The sequence below is a fragment of the Thalassotalea hakodatensis genome (assembly GCF_030295995.1).
GTDB lineage: Bacteria > Pseudomonadota > Gammaproteobacteria > Enterobacterales > Alteromonadaceae > Thalassotalea_C > Thalassotalea_C hakodatensis.
The window spans coordinates 415433-434344 of the sequence record NZ_AP027365.1 but is presented as its reverse complement, the minus strand read 5'-3'; the positions used below and the strand labels follow the sequence as shown (position 1 = coordinate 434344).

At 40.4% G+C, this 18912-nt stretch carries 13 protein-coding genes and 5 tRNA genes; 1 reads left to right on the top strand and 17 read right to left on the bottom strand.

Annotated features, from left to right (window positions below; genetic code table 11):
* Positions 1-243 precede the first annotated feature (243 nt).
* The 9 genes from rpoC to QUE72_RS01790 all read right to left on the bottom strand — a co-directional run bounded on the left by rpoC (position 244) and on the right by QUE72_RS01790 (position 12694).
* Positions 244-4464, bottom strand: a complete 4221-nt coding sequence (gene rpoC, locus QUE72_RS01830) for a DNA-directed RNA polymerase subunit beta' (protein ID WP_074499546.1) — start codon at positions 4462-4464, stop codon at positions 244-246.
* 90 nt (positions 4465-4554) lie between these two features.
* Positions 4555-8583 (bottom strand): DNA-directed RNA polymerase subunit beta, encoded by a 4029-nt coding sequence (gene rpoB / locus QUE72_RS01825; RefSeq protein ID WP_286271151.1) that lies wholly within the window; start codon positions 8581-8583, stop codon positions 4555-4557.
* A 282-nt stretch (positions 8584-8865) separates the two neighbouring features.
* A complete protein-coding gene (rplL, locus tag QUE72_RS01820; RefSeq protein ID WP_074499544.1) occupies positions 8866-9234 on the bottom strand; it encodes a 50S ribosomal protein L7/L12 in 369 nt (122 codons plus the stop codon).
* Positions 9235-9318: 84 nt separating this feature from the next.
* Positions 9319-9813 (bottom strand): 50S ribosomal protein L10, encoded by a 495-nt coding sequence (gene rplJ / locus QUE72_RS01815; protein ID WP_074499543.1) that lies wholly within the window; start codon positions 9811-9813, stop codon positions 9319-9321.
* 256 nt (positions 9814-10069) lie between these two features.
* Entirely contained in the window at positions 10070-10765 is a 696-nt protein-coding gene (rplA, locus tag QUE72_RS01810; RefSeq protein WP_074499542.1) for a 50S ribosomal protein L1, read from the bottom strand.
* Positions 10766-10767: 2 nt separating this feature from the next.
* Complete coding sequence (gene rplK / locus QUE72_RS01805; RefSeq protein WP_074499541.1) at positions 10768-11196, bottom strand: 50S ribosomal protein L11; 429 nt, start codon at positions 11194-11196, stop codon at positions 10768-10770.
* Positions 11197-11566: 370 nt separating this feature from the next.
* Positions 11567-12145, bottom strand: coding sequence for a transcription termination/antitermination protein NusG (nusG, locus tag QUE72_RS01800; protein WP_074499540.1), 579 nt, complete (start codon positions 12143-12145; stop codon positions 11567-11569).
* 2 nt (positions 12146-12147) lie between these two features.
* The gene (gene secE / locus QUE72_RS01795; protein WP_074499539.1) at positions 12148-12528 is read right to left on the bottom strand and encodes a preprotein translocase subunit SecE; all 381 of its coding nucleotides are present in this window, start codon (positions 12526-12528) and stop codon (positions 12148-12150) included.
* 89 nt (positions 12529-12617) lie between these two features.
* Positions 12618-12694: transfer RNA gene (locus QUE72_RS01790), tRNA-Trp, on the bottom strand.
* Positions 12695-13181: 487 nt separating this feature from the next.
* Here QUE72_RS01790 and QUE72_RS01785 point away from each other — a divergent pair.
* Positions 13182-13811 carry an OmpA family protein gene (locus tag QUE72_RS01785; protein ID WP_074499538.1) on the top strand — a complete coding sequence of 210 codons (630 nt, stop codon included), beginning with the start codon at positions 13182-13184 and terminating at the stop codon, positions 13809-13811.
* Between the two features lie 355 nt (positions 13812-14166).
* Here QUE72_RS01785 and tuf read toward each other — a convergent pair whose 3' ends face one another.
* From tuf to murB, 8 genes are all read right to left on the bottom strand, one after another.
* Positions 14167-15351, bottom strand: coding sequence for an elongation factor Tu (gene tuf, locus QUE72_RS01780; protein WP_286271148.1), 1185 nt, complete (start codon positions 15349-15351; stop codon positions 14167-14169).
* Positions 15352-15424: 73 nt separating this feature from the next.
* Positions 15425-15500, bottom strand: a tRNA-Thr gene (locus tag QUE72_RS01775).
* 18 nt (positions 15501-15518) lie between these two features.
* A tRNA-Gly gene (locus QUE72_RS01770) sits at positions 15519-15593 on the bottom strand.
* Positions 15594-15828: 235 nt separating this feature from the next.
* Positions 15829-15913, bottom strand: a tRNA-Tyr gene (locus QUE72_RS01765).
* A 28-nt stretch (positions 15914-15941) separates the two neighbouring features.
* A tRNA-Thr gene (locus tag QUE72_RS01760) sits at positions 15942-16017 on the bottom strand.
* Positions 16018-16144: 127 nt separating this feature from the next.
* On the bottom strand, positions 16145-16864 hold the full coding sequence (locus QUE72_RS01755) for a type III pantothenate kinase (RefSeq protein ID WP_286271147.1): 720 nt from the start codon (positions 16862-16864) through the stop codon (positions 16145-16147).
* A complete protein-coding gene (birA, locus tag QUE72_RS01750) occupies positions 16861-17838 on the bottom strand; it encodes a bifunctional biotin--[acetyl-CoA-carboxylase] ligase/biotin operon repressor BirA (RefSeq protein WP_074497977.1) in 978 nt (325 codons plus the stop codon). Before birA ends, QUE72_RS01755 begins: the two co-directional genes overlap by 4 nt.
* The gene (gene murB / locus QUE72_RS01745) at positions 17838-18866 is read right to left on the bottom strand and encodes a UDP-N-acetylmuramate dehydrogenase (RefSeq protein ID WP_286271146.1); all 1029 of its coding nucleotides are present in this window, start codon (positions 18864-18866) and stop codon (positions 17838-17840) included. Before murB ends, birA begins: the two co-directional genes overlap by 1 nt.
* Between the last annotated feature and the right edge of the window lie 46 nt (positions 18867-18912).

Below are 18912 nucleotides of genomic sequence, written 5' to 3'. Positions count from 1 at the left end.
TAGCGCAGAATAAAAGGTCGCAGAATTCTAAAGGCGTTGTAGCGCACTGTCAAGGAAAACCCGAAAAGGATCATTAATCAGTTGTTGGATCTTATGTCGCTCATGCCTTTCCCTGTGGTCATTTCTTTATGCGAATAATTTTATTTATTCAGAATAGTAGGAAAAGTTTTATTATTCGCTGATTCAATACAAAAAAACCGCCCATGTTGCCATGGACGGTTTTTACTTAAACGTTGTTAACGATTAATCGTCAGCGTTTCCTGCTTCTAAATCAGCATTCAATGCATCTGTTAATGCTTGTGCTGCTTCATCAGCAGATACTGTTACTTCTTCTTCCACTTCAACAGCACGGCTACGTGCACGTTCTTGGTGATAAGCATAACCAGTACCCGCAGGAATCAAGCGACCAACAATAACGTTCTCTTTCAAGCCACGTAGCGTATCTTTCTTACCGCTTACAGCAGCTTCGGTTAATACACGTGTTGTTTCTTGGAACGATGCCGCAGAAATAAACGATTCCGTTGCAAGTGATGCTTTCGTGATACCCATCATTTGAATATCAAATTCAGCAGGGCGTTTACCTTCTGCTTCTAACTCACGGTTAGCGATGCGCACACGAGCAACTTCAAGTTGTTCACCTTTAAGGAACTCTGAATCACCAGCATCTAAGATCTCACACTTGCGAATCATTTGACGCACGATAACTTCAATGTGCTTATCGTTGATTTTTACACCTTGTAAACGGTATACATCTTGTACTTCGTTAACAATGTAGTTTGCAACAGGTGCAACACCACGTAAACGTAGAATATCATGCGGAGACTCTGGACCATCGGCAATAACTTCACCTTTCTGAACAGACTCACCTTCGAATACGTTAAGTTGACGCCATTTAGGGATCATCTCTTCGTATACAACACCGTCTGGCTGCGTAATTAATAAACGACGTTTACCTTTCGTTTCTTTACCAAAGCCGATAATACCTGTTTTCTCTGCAAGAATAGCAGGTTCTTTAGGTTTACGTGCTTCAAATAAGTCAGCAACTCGTGGAAGACCACCGGTAATATCACGCGTTTTCGACGACTCTTGAGGAATACGTGCTAACGCATCACCGATATTAACTTCACTGTTATCTTCCAGGTTTACAATTGCGTTGCCAGGTAAGAAATATTGCGCTGGAATATCAGTACCTGCAATCATTACATCGTTACCTTTAGCATCAACTAATTTAACCATTGGGCGCATTTCTTTACCCGCTGAGCTACGTTGACTAGGATCTGTCACTACGATGCTAGATAACCCAGTTAACTCATCTGTTTGACGAGTCATTGTTAAACCTTCAACGAGGTCAACAAATTTGATATTACCTTTTACTTCCGTAATGATTGGATGCGTATGCGGGTCCCAGTTTGCAACGGTTTCGCCAGATTCGATCGCTTCGCCGTCAGCTTTACTAAGCACAGTACCGTAAGGCACCTTATAACGTTCACGTTCACGACCTAACTCATCAATAACCGTCAGCTCTGTTGAGCGTGATGTAATAACAATTTTCTTTTCTGAGTTGGTAACGAATTTAGCATTTTGTAATTTCAAAATACCAGTATTCTTCACTTGAACGCTGTTTTCAGCTGACGCTCTTGATGCCGCACCACCAATGTGGAACGTACGCATGGTAAGCTGTGTACCTGGTTCACCAATTGATTGTGCTGCTACAACACCAATCGCTTCACCTTGGTTAATCAAGTGGCCTCGTGCAAGGTCGCGACCATAACACTGAGCACATATACCAAAATCAGTTGAACACGTAATGATAGAACGCACTTTTACTTGATCGACAGAGTGTTCTTCTAACGTATCACATAATTTTTCATCAATTAATGTGTTACGTGGAAGTAATACTGTCTCTGTGCCTGGAATTAATACATCTTCAGCAACAGAACGACCTAGTACACGTTCACGTAATGGTTCAACTACATCACCACCTTCGATAAGTGGTGTCATTAAGATACCATCTTCAGTACCACAATCTGGTTCTGTTACCACTAAATCTTGTGCAACATCAACTAGACGACGTGTTAAGTAACCAGAGTTAGCCGTTTTAAGAGCCGTATCGGCAAGACCTTTACGCGCACCGTGAGTTGAGATGAAGTACTGAAGTACATTCAAACCTTCGCGGAAGTTAGCGGTAATAGGTGTTTCAATGATTGAACCATCTGGTTTCGCCATTAGACCACGCATACCAGCCAACTGACGTATCTGAGCGGCACTACCACGAGCACCTGAGTCAGCCATCATGTAGATAGAGTTGAAAGAATCTTGTTCTTCCATTTCACCATCACGGTTTTTAACTTGTTCTTTTGACAAGTTGTCCATCATTGCTTTCGATACTTTTTCGTTTGCAGATGACCAAATATCGATAACTTTGTTGTATTTCTCACCAGCAGTCACAAGACCTTGATCAAACTGTGTTTGAATCTCAGTAACTTCTTCTTCTGCGCTATCAATGATGGTGTATTTCTCATCTGGAATGACCATATCATCGATACCAACTGATGCACCAGCAACCATCGCATAATGGAAACCTGTATACATAATATGGTCAGCAAAGATTACTGTGTCTTTTAAGCCAAGATTACGATATGCATGGTTGATCAAACGCGAAATTGGTTTTTTACCAAGTGGTTGATCAATTAATTCATACGGTAGTCCTCTTGGACATACTTGCCATAAAATAGCTCGACCAACGGTAGTATCACGTAACGTTGTTTTAGCAACTAGTTCGCCTTCGTCATTACGAATATGCTCTGTAATACGAATTTTTACCCGTGCGTGTAAATCAGCAGCGTCAGTACGATAGGCTTTTTCTGCTTCTTTCGTATCAGCAAACACCATACCTTCGCCAAGCGCGTTAACACGTGAGCGTGTTAGGTAATAAAGACCTAATACAACATCTTGTGAAGGAACAATTATTGGGTCACCGTTAGCTGGTGATAACACGTTGTTCGTTGACATCATCAACGAGCGTGCTTCTAATTGTGCTTCAATCGTTAACGGAACGTGAACAGCCATTTGGTCACCATCGAAGTCAGCGTTATACGCCGCACAAACTAATGGATGTAAATGAATTGCTTTACCTTCGATAAGTACCGGTTCGAATGCTTGGATACCTAATCTATGTAGTGTTGGTGCACGGTTTAGTAATACTGGGTGTTCACGAATAACTTCGTCTAATACATCCCAAACTTCTGCACCTTCGCGTTCTACTAATTTTTTCGCTGCTTTAATCGTTGTTGCTAAACCGCGTGCTTCTAATTTTCCGTAGATGAATGGCTTAAATAACTCAAGTGCCATTTTCTTAGGAAGACCACATTGGTGTAGACGTAACGTTGGACCAACGGTAATTACAGAACGACCAGAATAATCAACACGCTTACCTAAAAGGTTTTGACGGAAACGACCTTGCTTACCTTTAATCATGTCAGCAAGTGATTTCAATGGACGTTTGTTAGAACCTGTAATTGCACGACCACGACGACCATTATCTAATAAGGCATCAACTGATTCTTGCAACATACGTTTTTCGTTACGTACGATAATATCTGGTGCAACTAAATCTAATAGACGCTTCAAACGATTATTACGGTTAATTACACGACGGTATAAGTCGTTCAAGTCAGACGTAGCAAAACGCCCGCCATCAAGCGGTACTAATGGACGTAAATCAGGCGGTAGAATTGGAAGCACAGACATGATCATCCATTCTGGCTTGTTACCTGATTGCGCAAACGCTTCCATTAATTTTAAACGTTTCGTTATTTTCTTGCGTTTAGTTTCACTACCAATCTCTGGTAACTCTTCACGCATTTGTGCAACTTCACCTTCAAGGTCAATTTGCTTTAATAACGCTAAAACAGCTTCAGCACCCATAAGTGCATCAAATTCATCACCGTGTTCTTCAAGTGCATCTAAGTACTCTTCTTCGGTAAGGATTTGGCTTTTTTCTAACGTTGTCATACCTGGTTCAGTGACCACGTATGATTCAAAATATAGTACACGTTCAATGTCACGTAATGTCATGTCTAATAAAAGACCAATACGTGAAGGTAATGATTTCAAAAACCAAATATGTGCAACAGGGCTTGCTAGTTCGATATGGCCCATACGGTCACGACGAACTTTAGTTAATGTAACTTCAACGCCACATTTTTCACAAATAACACCACGATGCTTTAAACGCTTATATTTACCACAAAGACATTCATAATCTTTTACTGGGCCAAAGATACGCGCACAAAACAAACCATCACGTTCTGGTTTGAACGTACGATAGTTAATTGTTTCTGGCTTTTTCACTTCACCATATGACCAAGAGCGGATCATATCTGACGAAGCTAACCCGATGCGAATACCATCGAATTCTTCAGTTTGATTTTGTTGCTTAAGAAACTTAAGTAAATCTTTCACACTCTATCTCCTGTCGGAGTTAATCTTGAGAAGAAGGTAGGTTAACTACCTTCTTCGCTTACTGATTTGCTCAGCTAAATACTCGACCGTTTATTCTTCGTCTAACTCAATGTTAATACCTAACGAGCGGATCTCTTTAAGTAGTACATTGAACGACTCAGGAATACCTGGTTCCATACGATGGTCGCCATCAACAAGGTTTTTGTACATTTTAGTACGACCATTTACGTCATCAGACTTCACCGTCAACATTTCTTGTAGGGTATAAGCAGCACCATATGCTTCTAATGCCCATACTTCCATCTCACCGAAACGCTGACCACCGAATTGTGCTTTACCACCCAACGGTTGCTGAGTAACTAAGCTGTATGAACCCGTTGAACGCGCATGCATTTTGTCGTCTACTAAGTGATTTAGTTTTAACATGTACATGTAACCGACCGTTACTGGACGCTCAAAGCGGCGACCTGTACGACCATCAGTTAAGTTAAACTGGCCACTTTCTGGCATATCAGCAAGGCGGAACAATTCTTTAATTTCGCCTTCTTGCGCACCATCAAATACCGGAGTAGCAATTGGTAAACCTGCACGTAGATTATCGGCTAATCGCATAATTTCATCATCAGAGAAGTTATCAATATCGACTTCTTGACGAGAATCACCAAGCTCATACACTTCTTTTAAGAAGCTTCTTAACTTCGCAATTTCGCGTTGCTCTTCAAGCATGCGGTTAATCTTTTCACCGATACCGCGTGCCGCCATACCTAAGTGAGTTTCCAAGATTTGACCGATGTTCATACGTGAAGGAACACCTAATGGGTTCAATACGATATCAACCGGCACACCGTTTTCGTCATATGGCATATCTTCTACAGGTACAACGTTTGAAATTACACCTTTGTTACCATGACGGCCGGCCATTTTATCACCTGGCTGAATACGACGTTTAACCGCAAGATATACTTTAACAATCTTAAGTACACCTGGTGCTAAGTCATCACCTTGTGTGATCTTACGACGCTTAATTTCATATTTCTTATCGAAATCAGCTTTAATATTGTCGTATTGCTCAGCGATTTGCTCTAGTTCAGATTGTTGATCTTCGCTAGCAAGGTTTTGAACTAACCACTTGTCGCGAGACATGCTGTTAAGATCAGATTCGTTAAGACCTGCTGAAAGTAGAAGTTTCTTAGCACGAGCGTAAATACCATCTTCTAAGATAGAAAATTCGTCGCCTAAATCTTTCTTCACTTCTTTAAGCTGCATTTCTTCAATTTCTACAGCTCGTTTGTCTTTTTCAACACCGTCACGAGTAAAGATTTGTACATCAATAATGGTACCTGATACAGAGTTAGGTACACGTAATGAACTGTCTTTAACGTCAGCTGCTTTTTCACCAAAAATTGCGCGAAGTAGTTTTTCTTCTGGTGTTAGTTGTGTTTCACCTTTTGGCGTAACTTTACCAACTAAGATATCGCCGCCTTTAACTTCAGCACCAATATACACAACACCTGATTCATCAAGTTTACTTAATGCTGATTCACCAACATTAGGAATATCAGACGTAATTTCTTCTGCACCTAATTTAGTATCACGAGCAATACAGCTTAATTCTTGAATATGAATGGTTGTAAAACGATCTTCTTGAACGACACGCTCAGATAACAACATTGAATCCTCAAAGTTGTAACCATTCCAAGGCATGAACGCTAAGCGCATGTTTTGACCAAGTGCTAATTCACCTAAATCAGTAGATGGACCATCAGCTAATACGTCACCACGAATAACAGGCTCATCTTTACGCACTGTTGGACGTTGGTTAATACACGTATTTTGGTTAGAACGTGTGTATTTGTTTAAGTTATAAATATCAATACCTGCTTCACCAGGCACCATTTCATCTTCATTTACTTTAACAACAATACGAGAAGCATCTACGTAGTCGATAACACCACCACGTTTGGCAACAGCTGTTACACCTGAATCAACCGCTACGATTTTTTCCATACCTGTACCAACAAGCGGTTTGTCCACTTTTAACGTTGGAACGGCTTGACGTTGCATGTTCGAGCCCATCAAGGCACGGTTAGCATCATCATGCTCTAGGAATGGAATAAGCGATGCAGCTACTGATACGATTTGTTGTGGAGATACATCCATGTACTGAATGTGCTCAGCAGCCATTAACGTAAATTCGTTTTTATGGCGACAGTTAACAAGTTCGTCAGTTAATCTGTTGGAGTCATCACGCGCAGCATTTGATTGTGCAATCACGAAGTTACCTTCTTCGATTGCAGATAAATAATCAACATCGTCTGTGATTAAACCATCAACAACACGACGATAAGGCGTTTCTAAAAAGCCATAATCGTTTGTACGTGCATAACATGATAGCGAGTTAATCAAACCGATGTTTGGACCTTCAGGGGTCTCAATCGGACAAACACGGCCATAATGTGTTGGATGTACGTCACGTACTTCGAAGCCTGCACGTTCACGTGTTAAACCACCCGGGCCTAATGCAGAAATACGACGCTTATGCGTTACTTCTGATAGCGGGTTGTTTTGGTCCATAAATTGTGACAATTGTGACGAACCAAAGAATTCTTTAACCGCTGCCGAGATAGGCTTAGCGTTAATTAAATCTTGTGGCATCACTGCGTCTAAATCACCAAGTGATAAACGCTCACGTACTGCACGCTCAACACGTACAAGACCAACGCGGAATTGGTTTTCTGCCATTTCACCTACAGAGCGAATACGACGGTTACCTAGATGATCGATGTCATCTACTTCACCTTTACCATCGCGAATACCGATTAAGGTTTTCATCACCTTAATAATATCTTCTTTCGATAGCGTACCTTCACCCACTTCATCATCAAGACCAACACGACGGTTGAACTTCATACGACCTACCGTTGATAAGTCATAACGCTCTAATGAAAAGAATAAGTTAGCAAACAAAGCTTCTGCCGCATCTTTTGTTGGTGGCTCGCCTGGTCGCATCATACGATATATTTCAACAAGCGCTTCTAAGCGATTAGATGTTGTATCGATACGTACGGTATCAGACATATATGAACCAACATCAAATTCGTTCATATATAGAGTAGAAATTTGCTTATGACCTGCTTGGCTTAATTCCGCTAATAGCTCTAACGTTAATTCAGCATTCGCTTCTGCGATCACTTCACCCGTTGATTCATCAACGTAAGCTTTAGAAAGTACTTTGCCAACGATATAGTCAGCCGGAACTTCAAGCTCAGATACATTTTCTTTTGATAGTGCACGAATATGACGAGCAGTGATACGACGACCTTGTTCAACAAGCACGTCACCATTTGGCATTTTAATGTCAAATATAGCGGTTTCACCACGTAATCTTTCAGGCACAAGTTCCATAATTAACTTGTCGCCTTTAATTTCGTAACCTGTTGTATCGTAGAAAATATCTAAAATTTCTTCAGTACTAAACTCAAGTGCACGTAATATGATTGATGCCGGTAATTTACGACGACGGTCAATTCGTACAAAAAGATTATCTTTAGGATCAAATTCGAAATCTAACCAAGAACCACGATAAGGAATAACACGTGCATTATAAAGCACCTTACCTGAAGAGTGTGTCTTACCTTTATCATGATCGAAAAATACACCAGGTGAACGGTGTAATTGCGAAACAATAACACGCTCAGTACCATTGATGACAAATGTACCGTTATCTGTCATTAATGGGATTTCACCCATATATACTTCTTGTTCTTTGATATCTTTGACAGTACCCGCTGGCGCCTCTTTGTCATAAATGACTAAACGTAATTTTACGCGTAATGGCGCAGAATATGTTACACCACGTATTTGACATTCTTTTACATCAAATAAGGGTTCACCTAATCGGTAACTGACATATTGTAATTCAGAACTACCTGAGTAGGCTTTGATTGGAAAAATAGAACGAAACGCTGCTTCTAAACCGGTTTCGCCTGCCGGATCAACATCAATAAACTTACGAAAAGATCCGAGCTGGATAGATAACAAGAACGGATAATCCATTACTTGCGCGCTTTTACCAAAATCCTTTCGAATTCGTTTCTTCTCAGAATAAGAGTAAACCATGGGGTTCCTCAGCTTGCTGGTTATGGCCGAATCTGCCTAAAAATACCAATTGGACTAAATAATTGATCAACTTTTCTTTTTATGACCACTTACCTAATCCAATTGGTATCAGACAGGGTATTGCTGTAATGCTTTCACATTAAATAATGCACTGTTTTCGTTTAAAAAAAAACCTAATTTATTGGCTAATTTAAAAAACGATATTCTTTAGCGCAAAAAGGCCGGTGACGTTTAAATCACCAGCCAGTGCCTTTTCAGGCAAATAATCTGTGATTAAACAGATTACTTAAGTTCAATAGAAGCGCCTGCAGCTTCAAGTTCTTCTTTAAGAGCTTCTGCTTCTGCTTTATCAATGCCTTCTTTGATTGCTTTAGGTGCGCCTTCAACAAGCTCTTTAGCTTCTTTAAGACCTAGACCTGTAGCACCACGTACTGCTTTAATTACGCCAACTTTCTTGTCGCCGAAACTTGTTAAGATTACGTCGAATTCTGTTTGCTCTTCAGCAGCAGCACCACCAGCATCGCCAGCAACAGCTACAGCAGCAGCAGCAGAAACACCGAATTTCTCTTCCATTGCTTCTACTAATTCAACTACGTCCATTACTGACATTTCAGCAATAGCATTTAGGATATCGTCTTTAGAAATAGACATTTTTAATTTCCTGTTTTAATGACAGCCACTTAAAAGGCTGTGTAATAACTATAAATTCAAAAAGCGTATGTTGTATCACAACGATTATGCCGCTTCTTGCTCTTTCTGATCGCGAACTGCAGCAATCGTACGGACAAGCTTGCCAGCCGATGCTTCTTTCATTGCGCTCATTAAGCGTGCAATTGCTTCGTCGTATGTAGGTAACTTAGCAAGTAACTGTACATCTACAACTTCGCCTTCATATGCAGCTGCTTTTAATTCAAACGCATCATTTTCTTTTGCGAAATCACTAAAAATACGTGCAGCAGCACCTGGATGCTCGCTAGAAAATGCAATTAATGAAGGACCGATAAAATTGTCTGCAAGACAATCAAACGAAGTACCTTCAACTGCACGGCGGGCTAAAGTGTTACGAACAACTTTCATCCACACACCGTTTTCACGTGCAGTAGCACGTAAAGCAGTAATTGCGTCAACTGTTACACCGCGTGAATCTGCGATAACAGCTGAAAGAGCGCCTTCGGCAGCTTCTTGAACTTCAGCAACAATTGCTTTTTTGTCATCAAGATTGATAGCCATGGGCTTTAACTCCTGGTTCAACCGGATATCCGGTATTAACTTCTCCCCAAGTAAACTTGGGATTTTTTTACGGCGAAGCCAGAAAATTTAAGGAAATATCTGGGTAATCACCATCTACGTAGGAAATATTAAGTAACTATCGCTACCCCTACGGTCTTTGACGGGGCTGTTTCCACAGCACCTACCAAAATTTAAGGGGCGAAATTATAGTTGATAACTCGCCCCAAGTAAAGCATGAACCATGCCTTACTGAAAATTAAAGTGCTAAGCTACCTTGGTCAACTGTTACACCAGCGCCCATTGTAGTTGATACTGAAATTTTCTTAATAAATTGACCTTTAGCATTTGCTGGTTTTGCTTTCTTAAGCGCTTCCAATAATGCTTCTAAGTTTTCTTGTAACTTAGCGTCATCGAAATCAACCTTACCAATCGTAGTATGGATGATGCCGTTTTTGTCGTTACGGTAACGAATTTGACCAGCTTTAGCATTGTTAACTGCTGTAACAACGTCAGGTGTTACTGTACCAACTTTCGGGTTAGGCATAAGGCCACGTGGACCTAAGATTTGACCTAACTGACCAACAACACGCATTGCATCTGGCGTAGCAATAACTACGTCAAAATCCATTTGGCCTGCTTTTACTTGCTCAGCAAGGTCGTCCATACCTACGATGTCTGCACCAGCTTCTTTAGCTTTGTCAGCATTTGCGCCTTGTGTAAATACAGCAACACGAACTTCACGGCCTGTACCATGTGGTAATACAGTTGCGCCACGAACGTTTTGGTCTGATTTACGAGCGTCAATGCCCAAGTTAACAGCTACATCAACGCTTTCTTTGAATTTAGCGGTTGCTAATTCTTTCAAAAGAGCTAATGCTTCGTTGATTTCATAATCTTTTAATACGTCTACTTTTTCACGAATAAGACGAGCGCGCTTTGATAATTTAGTCATGATTAGTCCTCTACCACTAAACCCATTGCACGAGCAGAACCCGCGATAGTACGTACTGCAGCGTCCATAGAACCTGCTGTTAAATCTGGTTCTTTAGTCTTAACAATTTCTTCAAGTTGTGCACGTGTTACTGTACCAACTTTTTCCGTGTTAGGGCGACCTGAACCTGACTTGATGCCAGCCGCTTTCTTAAGTAAATAAGAAGCAGGTGGAGTTTTTGTTTCGAACGTAAAAGAACGATCGTTGTATACAGTAATTACTACTGGTACAGGAGCGCCTTTTTCTAAAGAGTCTGTTTTTGCGTTAAACGCCTTACAGAATTCCATGATGTTCACACCGTGTTGACCAAGTGCTGGACCAACAGGAGGTGACGGGTTAGCTGCACCAGCAGCTACTTGTAGCTTGATTAAAGCTTCGACTTTTTTAGCCATCTTTAATTACCTTAATTTATGGGTATTATCGCTAGTTCTTCCGAACACTACACCTAACCTAATATATGGCAAGTGTTAGCTCCCCGTGGGTTAATAATTTTGCGCTTTTAGTACTAACTCTCGTTTGTACAAATAAAAACGGCAGCGGATTATAAAGTAATCACTGGTCAGGTTTCAAGCATTAAATAGTAATTGCATCATAAAAAGCAAAAATGCCCGCAAAAGCGAGCATTTTCAATTTACTATTCATTTGGCTATATAATGGTTTTTAAACAAAGCCGTCGAAATATTTTGCAATAAGCGTATAGCTAATACGCGATTAAAAAATATTGAAGACAATACAGTTTAAACGCTATTTATAACGTCAAATTTAGCCTTTTTCTACTTGAGAGAACTCTAGGTCAACCGGCGTAGAACGACCAAAGATTAACACCGACACTTTAATACGGTTCTTCTCGTAATCAAGCTCTTCAACCACACCATTAAAGTCAGCAAAAGGTCCATCAATAACTCGTACCACTTCACCTGGTTCAAACAATGTTTTAGGCTTAGGCGCATCGGTTTCTTCAATACGTTGAAGAATACGATCTGCTTCTTTTTGAGTTATTGGCATAGGACGGTCTGACGTACCACCAATAAAGCCTAGTACGCGCGGTACACTTTTAACTAAGTGCCATGCTTCTTCGTCCATTGCCATTTCAACAAGTACGTAACCAGGAAAAAATTTTCGAGCAGACTTACGCTTTTGACCTGCACGCATTTCCACTACTTCTTCTGTTGGTACTAATATTTGGCCAAACTTTTCTTCTAAGCCATGAATTTCAATGTGCTCAAGCAATGTTTTTTGCACTCTTGCTTCATAACCAGAAAATGCTTGAACCACATACCAACGTAACTTTGGGTTACTATTAGTGCTCGGTGTTTCTGTTACATTATTTTCTTCAGACATAATTACACCTGTAATCCAGTAATAAAGCCGACAACTTCAAATAGTACGGTATCTAAACCCCATAGCACTAAAGACATAAATAAAGTAGCAACTAGAACGATACCTGTTGTTTGTACAGCTTCTTGACGTGTAGGCCATACAACTTTTCTCGTTTCAGTGCGCGCTTCTTTCGCGAAAATAATCGCATTTCGACCTTTCACTGTTTGCGCAGCAATAAAACCAGCAACTACAACAGCTGTAACAACGGCAACTGCACGTATTAATACAGACTGGTCACCGTATATGTAGTTTCCTACAACTGCGCCAGCTAAAATGAGTATAACGACTATCCACTTTAATGAATCTAGAGAACCACTTTCTTGGTTTTCTGTACTTGCATTCATAACTTTACCTGTAATATTGTCTGATCCATGATCTTATGTCATATAACATAAGTATGATCTGGGCCTTTTCAAGGGCCACATAAGTAATTTGGCAGGGGTAGAGAGATTCGAACTCCCAACCGTCGGTTTTGGAGACCGCTGTTCTACCAATTGGAACTATACCCCTTCAAAAATATACACTTATCTTGGGTAGGTCTTATTTTGCTTTGGGAAATTAAGAGATACTCAAGAAAAGAGAGGGGTATTATACTGAGTCAATCTATTTACTCAAGTAAATTATTGCTTGTCTATGAAAGTCATTCCTCGTAGTTGTTCACTTTATTTACCAAATTACCTCAATTGATATGAGAAAGTGAGTGAAGAAATAAAATAAAGCATTAATGTTAAAACATTAAATCATGTTAATACCAAAGTTAGCACGGCATCTACCATCGTATACGTCACTCATTGTTCAGCGTCAATTAAGCTTAACATAATCACAATGTACACAAAGTTAATATCAACAATAGACTTGTTAGTTGCAGACTCTATCACTATGTTTACCTACTAACGTTAAACTTATTTTTGTTGAGTATTTTACTGTTCTATTACTAAGTTCAAACTTTTATATCTAACGCATTTAATTATTTTCAATTCATCTATGAGGTACAAATATGCTAACCAAAAAACTTCTTTTTCCGCTTGTTTCTCTATCAATAATCATGTCTGGTTGTGCATCCACTAATACAGAGAAAGGAGCTGCTATTGGTGCTGTTGCTGGGGCAGTGTTAGGTAAATCAACCAGTAACCATAAAGATAAACGGTTAGTTTGGGGGGCGGCTATTGGTGCTATTGCAGGTGCCGCTATTGGCAACTATATGGATAAACAAGAAGAAGAGTTTAGAGAAGAATTGTCAGGCTCTGGTATTGATGTTGTAAGGGAAGGTGACAATATTCGCTTAGTAATGCCTTCAAACATTACTTTCGCTACCGATCAATCTTATATCTCCAGCGGCTTTCATAACACATTAAATGATATCGCGAAGGTTCTTAATAAGTATGAAAAAACTTTGTTAAGTATTGAAGGGCATACGGATAGTACCGGCGCTAGTCAATATAATCAGGAACTCTCTTTAAAAAGAGCCAGTAGCGTTAAAAACTATCTAGTACAAAAAAATATTATAGCATCACGCTTAAAAGTAACCGGATACGGGGAAACAATGCCGATTGCCAATAATAATAGTGCCAGCAATCGCGCTTTAAATCGTCGCGTTGAAATTCAAATCATCCCAAATAAAGCTTAAAATTAAAGGGTTAGGTACAATTTAATCGCAAGGTTAATTGTACCTGACCCCTTTAATCTCGGAACTCCGTGAAGCTGCCAGAACTTAAATGCAAAAAAGGCCGCTGACGCGACCTTTTTTTAGATGTTCGATGTGAACTAGATATCGATATTAGTCGATGATCTTAGAAACAACACCAGCACCTACTGTACGACTCTCAGCTTCGTCGCAGAGCTCCTCGCCCTCGCTTACTAAAATTGGTCAACTGTGACCAATTTCTACACGTGCTCGGTCTTCACGCCGTTCGGTGGTCTAAAACAAAAAAGGCCGCTGACGCGACCTTTTTTAGATGTTCGATGTGAACTAGATATCGATATTAGTCGATGATCTTAGAAACAACACCAGCACCTACTGTACGACCACCTTCACGGATTGCGAAGCGTAAACCTTCGTCCATCGCGATTGGGTTGATTAGCTCTACTACAAACTTTAAGTTGTCGCCTGGCATTACCATTTCTACACCTTCAGGTAACTCTACTGCACCTGTGATGTCTGTCGTACGGAAGTAAAACTGTGGACGGTAGCCTTTGAAGAATGGCGTGTGACGACCACCTTCATCTTTCGTCAATACATATACTTCTGATTCGAACTTAGTATGTGGGTTGATTGAACCCGGCTTCGCTAGTACTTGACCACGTTGTACTTCATCACGCTTAGTTCCACGTAATAATACACCACAGTTCTCACCTGCACGACCTTCGTCAAGCAACTTACGGAACATTTCTACACCTGTACAAGTCGTTGTTGTTGTATCTTTGATACCAACAATCTCTACGTCATCACCTACTTTGATGATACCACGCTCTACACGACCTGTTACTACCGTACCACGACCTTGAATTGAGAATACATCTTCAATTGGAAGAATGAAGTCACCGTCAATTGCACGCTCTGGCTCTGGAATGTAAGTATCTAATTGCTCTGCAAGCTCTAAGATTTTCTCTTCCCATTGCGCTTCGCCGTTCAATGCACCTAATGCTGAACCTTGGATGATTGGTAAATCATCGCCTGGGAAGTCATATTCTGAAAGAAGTTCACGAACTTCCATCTCTACTAATTCTAATAACTCTTCGTCGTCTACCATGTCACATTTGTTCATGAATACGATGATGTAAGGTACACCAACCTGACGAGAAAGAAGGATGTGCTCACGTGTTTGTGGCATTGGACCATCTGTTGCTGCTACTACTAAGATAGCACCATCCATTTGAGCCGCACCTGTGATCATGTTCTTTACATAATCCGCGTGACCTGGGCAATCTACGTGCGCATAGTGACGTGATGCTGTGTCATACTCAATGTGAGACGTATTGATCGTGATACCACGCTCACGCTCTTCTGGTGCGTTATCGATTTGTGCGAAATCGCGTAAATCACCACCGTGAGTTTTTGTTAATACTGCTGAGATAGCAGCAGTTAGAGTTGTTTTACCGTGGTCAACGTGACCGATAGTACCAACGTTAACGTGCGGTTTCGAACGTTCAAATTTTTCTTTAGCCACTTTCAATTACCTCTAAGCAGTTTTATAAAAGCTATATTGTTAATAAGTGGGATAAATGAAGAATTCAATGTAGTGGTGCTGATAGGCAGATTTGAACTGCCGACCTCACCCTTACCAAGGGTGCGCTCTACCAACTGAGCTATATCAGCACACGAAATTACAAAGATTGGAGCGGGTGGCGGGAATCGAACCCGCATCATCAGCTTGGAAGGCTGAGGTAATAGCCATTATACGACACCCGCAGTATTCAATCAGAATATCCCTGCAAAATTGGTGAAAGAGCGCGTTAACTATAAGTTGCTCTTCGCCGCATAGCCTAAGCTATGCAAAAATGGTGGAGGGAGGTGGATTATAAAAGGCTCCTGCCTTTTTACCCTAAAGGGCCGCTTGCGCGTTCAAAATTGTTCCTGACAATTTTGTCGAACTTACGTTCTTATCCAACTCTTACTCCACATAGTAGCAAGCTACTATGTAAAATGGTGGAGGGAGGTGGATTCGAACCACCGAAGGCGGAGCCGTCAGATTTACAGTCTGATCCCTTTGGCCACTCGGGAACCCCTCCAAATTCTAAATCTCAAAAAGAGAATTAATGGTGCCGACTGCCGGAGTCGAACTGGCGACCTACTGATTACAAGTCAGTTGCTCTACCAACTGAGCTAAGTCGGCACTACATTAAGTGGTGCGAATTCTAGAGTAATGTTTTGTCCCTTGCAATAGGTAAAAACAAAAAAATGTCGTATTTTTATTGTTTGACGATTTTTTACCCAAAACTGCGCTTAATTAGCTAACTTTATCAGCAATATTGGCTCATTCCATGAAAGATAAGTGCTGGATCAACATGATGTTCAAGCGCTAAATGCTGACTCACATAATCAGCATTGCCACCTGTTAATATAACATGTGGTTTTAATCCTTGTTCAGCACACAGTTTTACTCCCTGCTCTATCAATCCAAGAGTGACAATTAAAGCGCCTTGGCTAACTGCCATCGATGTATTGTTGCCCAAAGCAATATTATTTATAGCTACAGGCTCGCCATGAATCTTTTCAGCTTTATCAAATAAAGTAGACATTTGTAATGCTATACCAGGGATGATCCAACCACCAAGATGCTTACCCTGCTGCGATATACAATCAAGGGTGGTTGCAGTACCTGCATCAACAACCATTAAGGATGTACTTGGAAATAGCTTCATTGCTCCAAGCATGGCAAGCCAACGATCAACCCCTAAGGTACGCGGTTCAGGATAACTATTGATTAACCCCTTGTGGTGTTCAGTGCTGTGTAATTGTTGAATCGGAATGTTATGTTTTTCACACCAATCAATCACAGCTAATATGGCATCACTTTGTTTCACACTCGCAATTAAACAGCCCGTGATTTTAGCGATTACATCTGCTGATAGTTCCGGTGTTAAGTTACCCGTAGAGACTGTATGAATAGTTGAAAACTTCCCAGTTTGAAAAATCGTGTACTTTATTCGCGTATTTCCTGCATCCACTAATAATTTCATGCAAGGCCTCGTAAGCTCACTTCACCACCGTAGATAGGCTGTATTTTATTGTCTACCTCTAAAAGTAACGCACCCTGGCTATTAATACCTCGGCAGATACCATGGGTTTCATTAACACCTGTGATTAACTTAACAGGTTGATTAATAAACTGATCCCTTGCTTGCCAATCTTCAATCATATCGACTAAGCCTGATCTTTCATGTTGGAATATTCGATTACGTAACTTACTAATAATACACGCCGCTAACTGGTTTCTATCAATGATTTTATTTACATGTGATTGAAGGTCAGTCCATTGTTGATCTATTTTATCCGTGACATTATTAGGCATATCAACATTTACCCCTAACCCAATAACACAATGACACGGATCTAATGCTTGCCCTTCTAATTCAATCAATATACCAGCTAATTTAACTCCCTTTAAATAGATATCATTAGGCCACTTAAGCCCAACATCAATATCATATAAGCTCTTAATCGCATCACTAATCGCGAGTGCTGTTACCATACTTAACCCCATGGCAGCAGACATTCCTTGCTCTAAATACCAGTACATTGACATATAAACATGAGAACCAAACGGAGATACCCACTCTCTGCCTCTTCTTCCCCGACCTGCACTTTGACACTCTGCAATACACACTTGACCACGTGTTAATTGGGAAGGAATTCGGCGCATTAATTCACTATTTGTTGAATCGATAAGCACGTTAGTGTCGATAATCGTGTCTGAATAAGCTTGATCAATATGCGTTAAAATCTGTCGCTTATCTAACATGTTTATTGGTTGCGCCAGTCGATACCCTTTACCGCTAACTCTAAAAACATCAATGCCTAACTCACCAATGCCTTTAATATGTTTTGATACTGCAGCTCGACTGATACCGAAACGCTCGCCCAATGATTCACCAGACACAAACTGTCCATCGGCTAACGCTATCAGTATTTTTTCTTTTATTAGATTAGCCATTAGACCATTATCTCTGAAATGGATGTAAGGCCTCGGCGATCAACAATTCGTACTTCAGGAGCCAATAAAATACCAAACTTTTCTTGTACTTTTTCCATAATAAGTGTCGCTAATTCAACGATACGCATACCTTTTACATGCTCAAAATTAACCAGTACTAATGCTTGATTCTGATGCACACCAACACCTCTTTCACGATACCCTTTCAATCCAGCATGCTCTATTAGCCAACCGGCAGCAAGCTTATAGGTTTGCTCAGTCACTTTATACGCGGGCATGTCGGGATATGTTGCAATTAATGTGTGATATATTTCGCTACTTATAATCGGATTTTTAAAAAAGCTGCCTGCATTTGGGAGTTTTTTAGGATCTGGAAGTTTACTTTCACGAATGCTTATCACCCTTTCCATCACATGTTTTGCTGTTAGTTTTTTTTGTTCAAAGCTTAGTCCTTTATAAGAAAGTTTCGGCTGAAACTCTCTGGCGAGTTTCAAAGTCACACTGACAATGACTCCCTTTCCTTGTAGTGACTGTTTAAAAATACTGTCTCGATAACCAAACTCACAAGCTCTGTTATCGAGCTCTATCACCTGTTGCTGTGAAAAATCGAACCAAGAAACAGACTGAATAACATCTGACAATTCAACACCATACGCACCGATGTTTTGCACAGGTGCCGCGCCAACACTACCAGGAATTAATGCCAGGTTTTCAATACCGTAGTAGTTATTTGCCACACAGTATTGCACCAATTCATGCCAATTTTCGCCACAGTTTACCGTTAAAAACACAGCATTTTTTTCCATGTTAATTGATTTACCCATGAGTTTAGGGCGAATAATTAACGGGGCTTGATTATCAATAAACAACGTATTACTACCTTCACCAAGTAAGTAGAAATTGCCTTTGCAGCTTTGATACGCCTCTTTTAATTCTTCAAGCGTGCTGGGTTCAAAATATTGCGGACAAATAGCCGGCACCTTAAAGGTGTTATGATGAGATAAATTAAATGATTGCTGAATTTGCATACACGCTGAAAATAGATGGTTTGTACTAGTGTAATAAAAAACAATC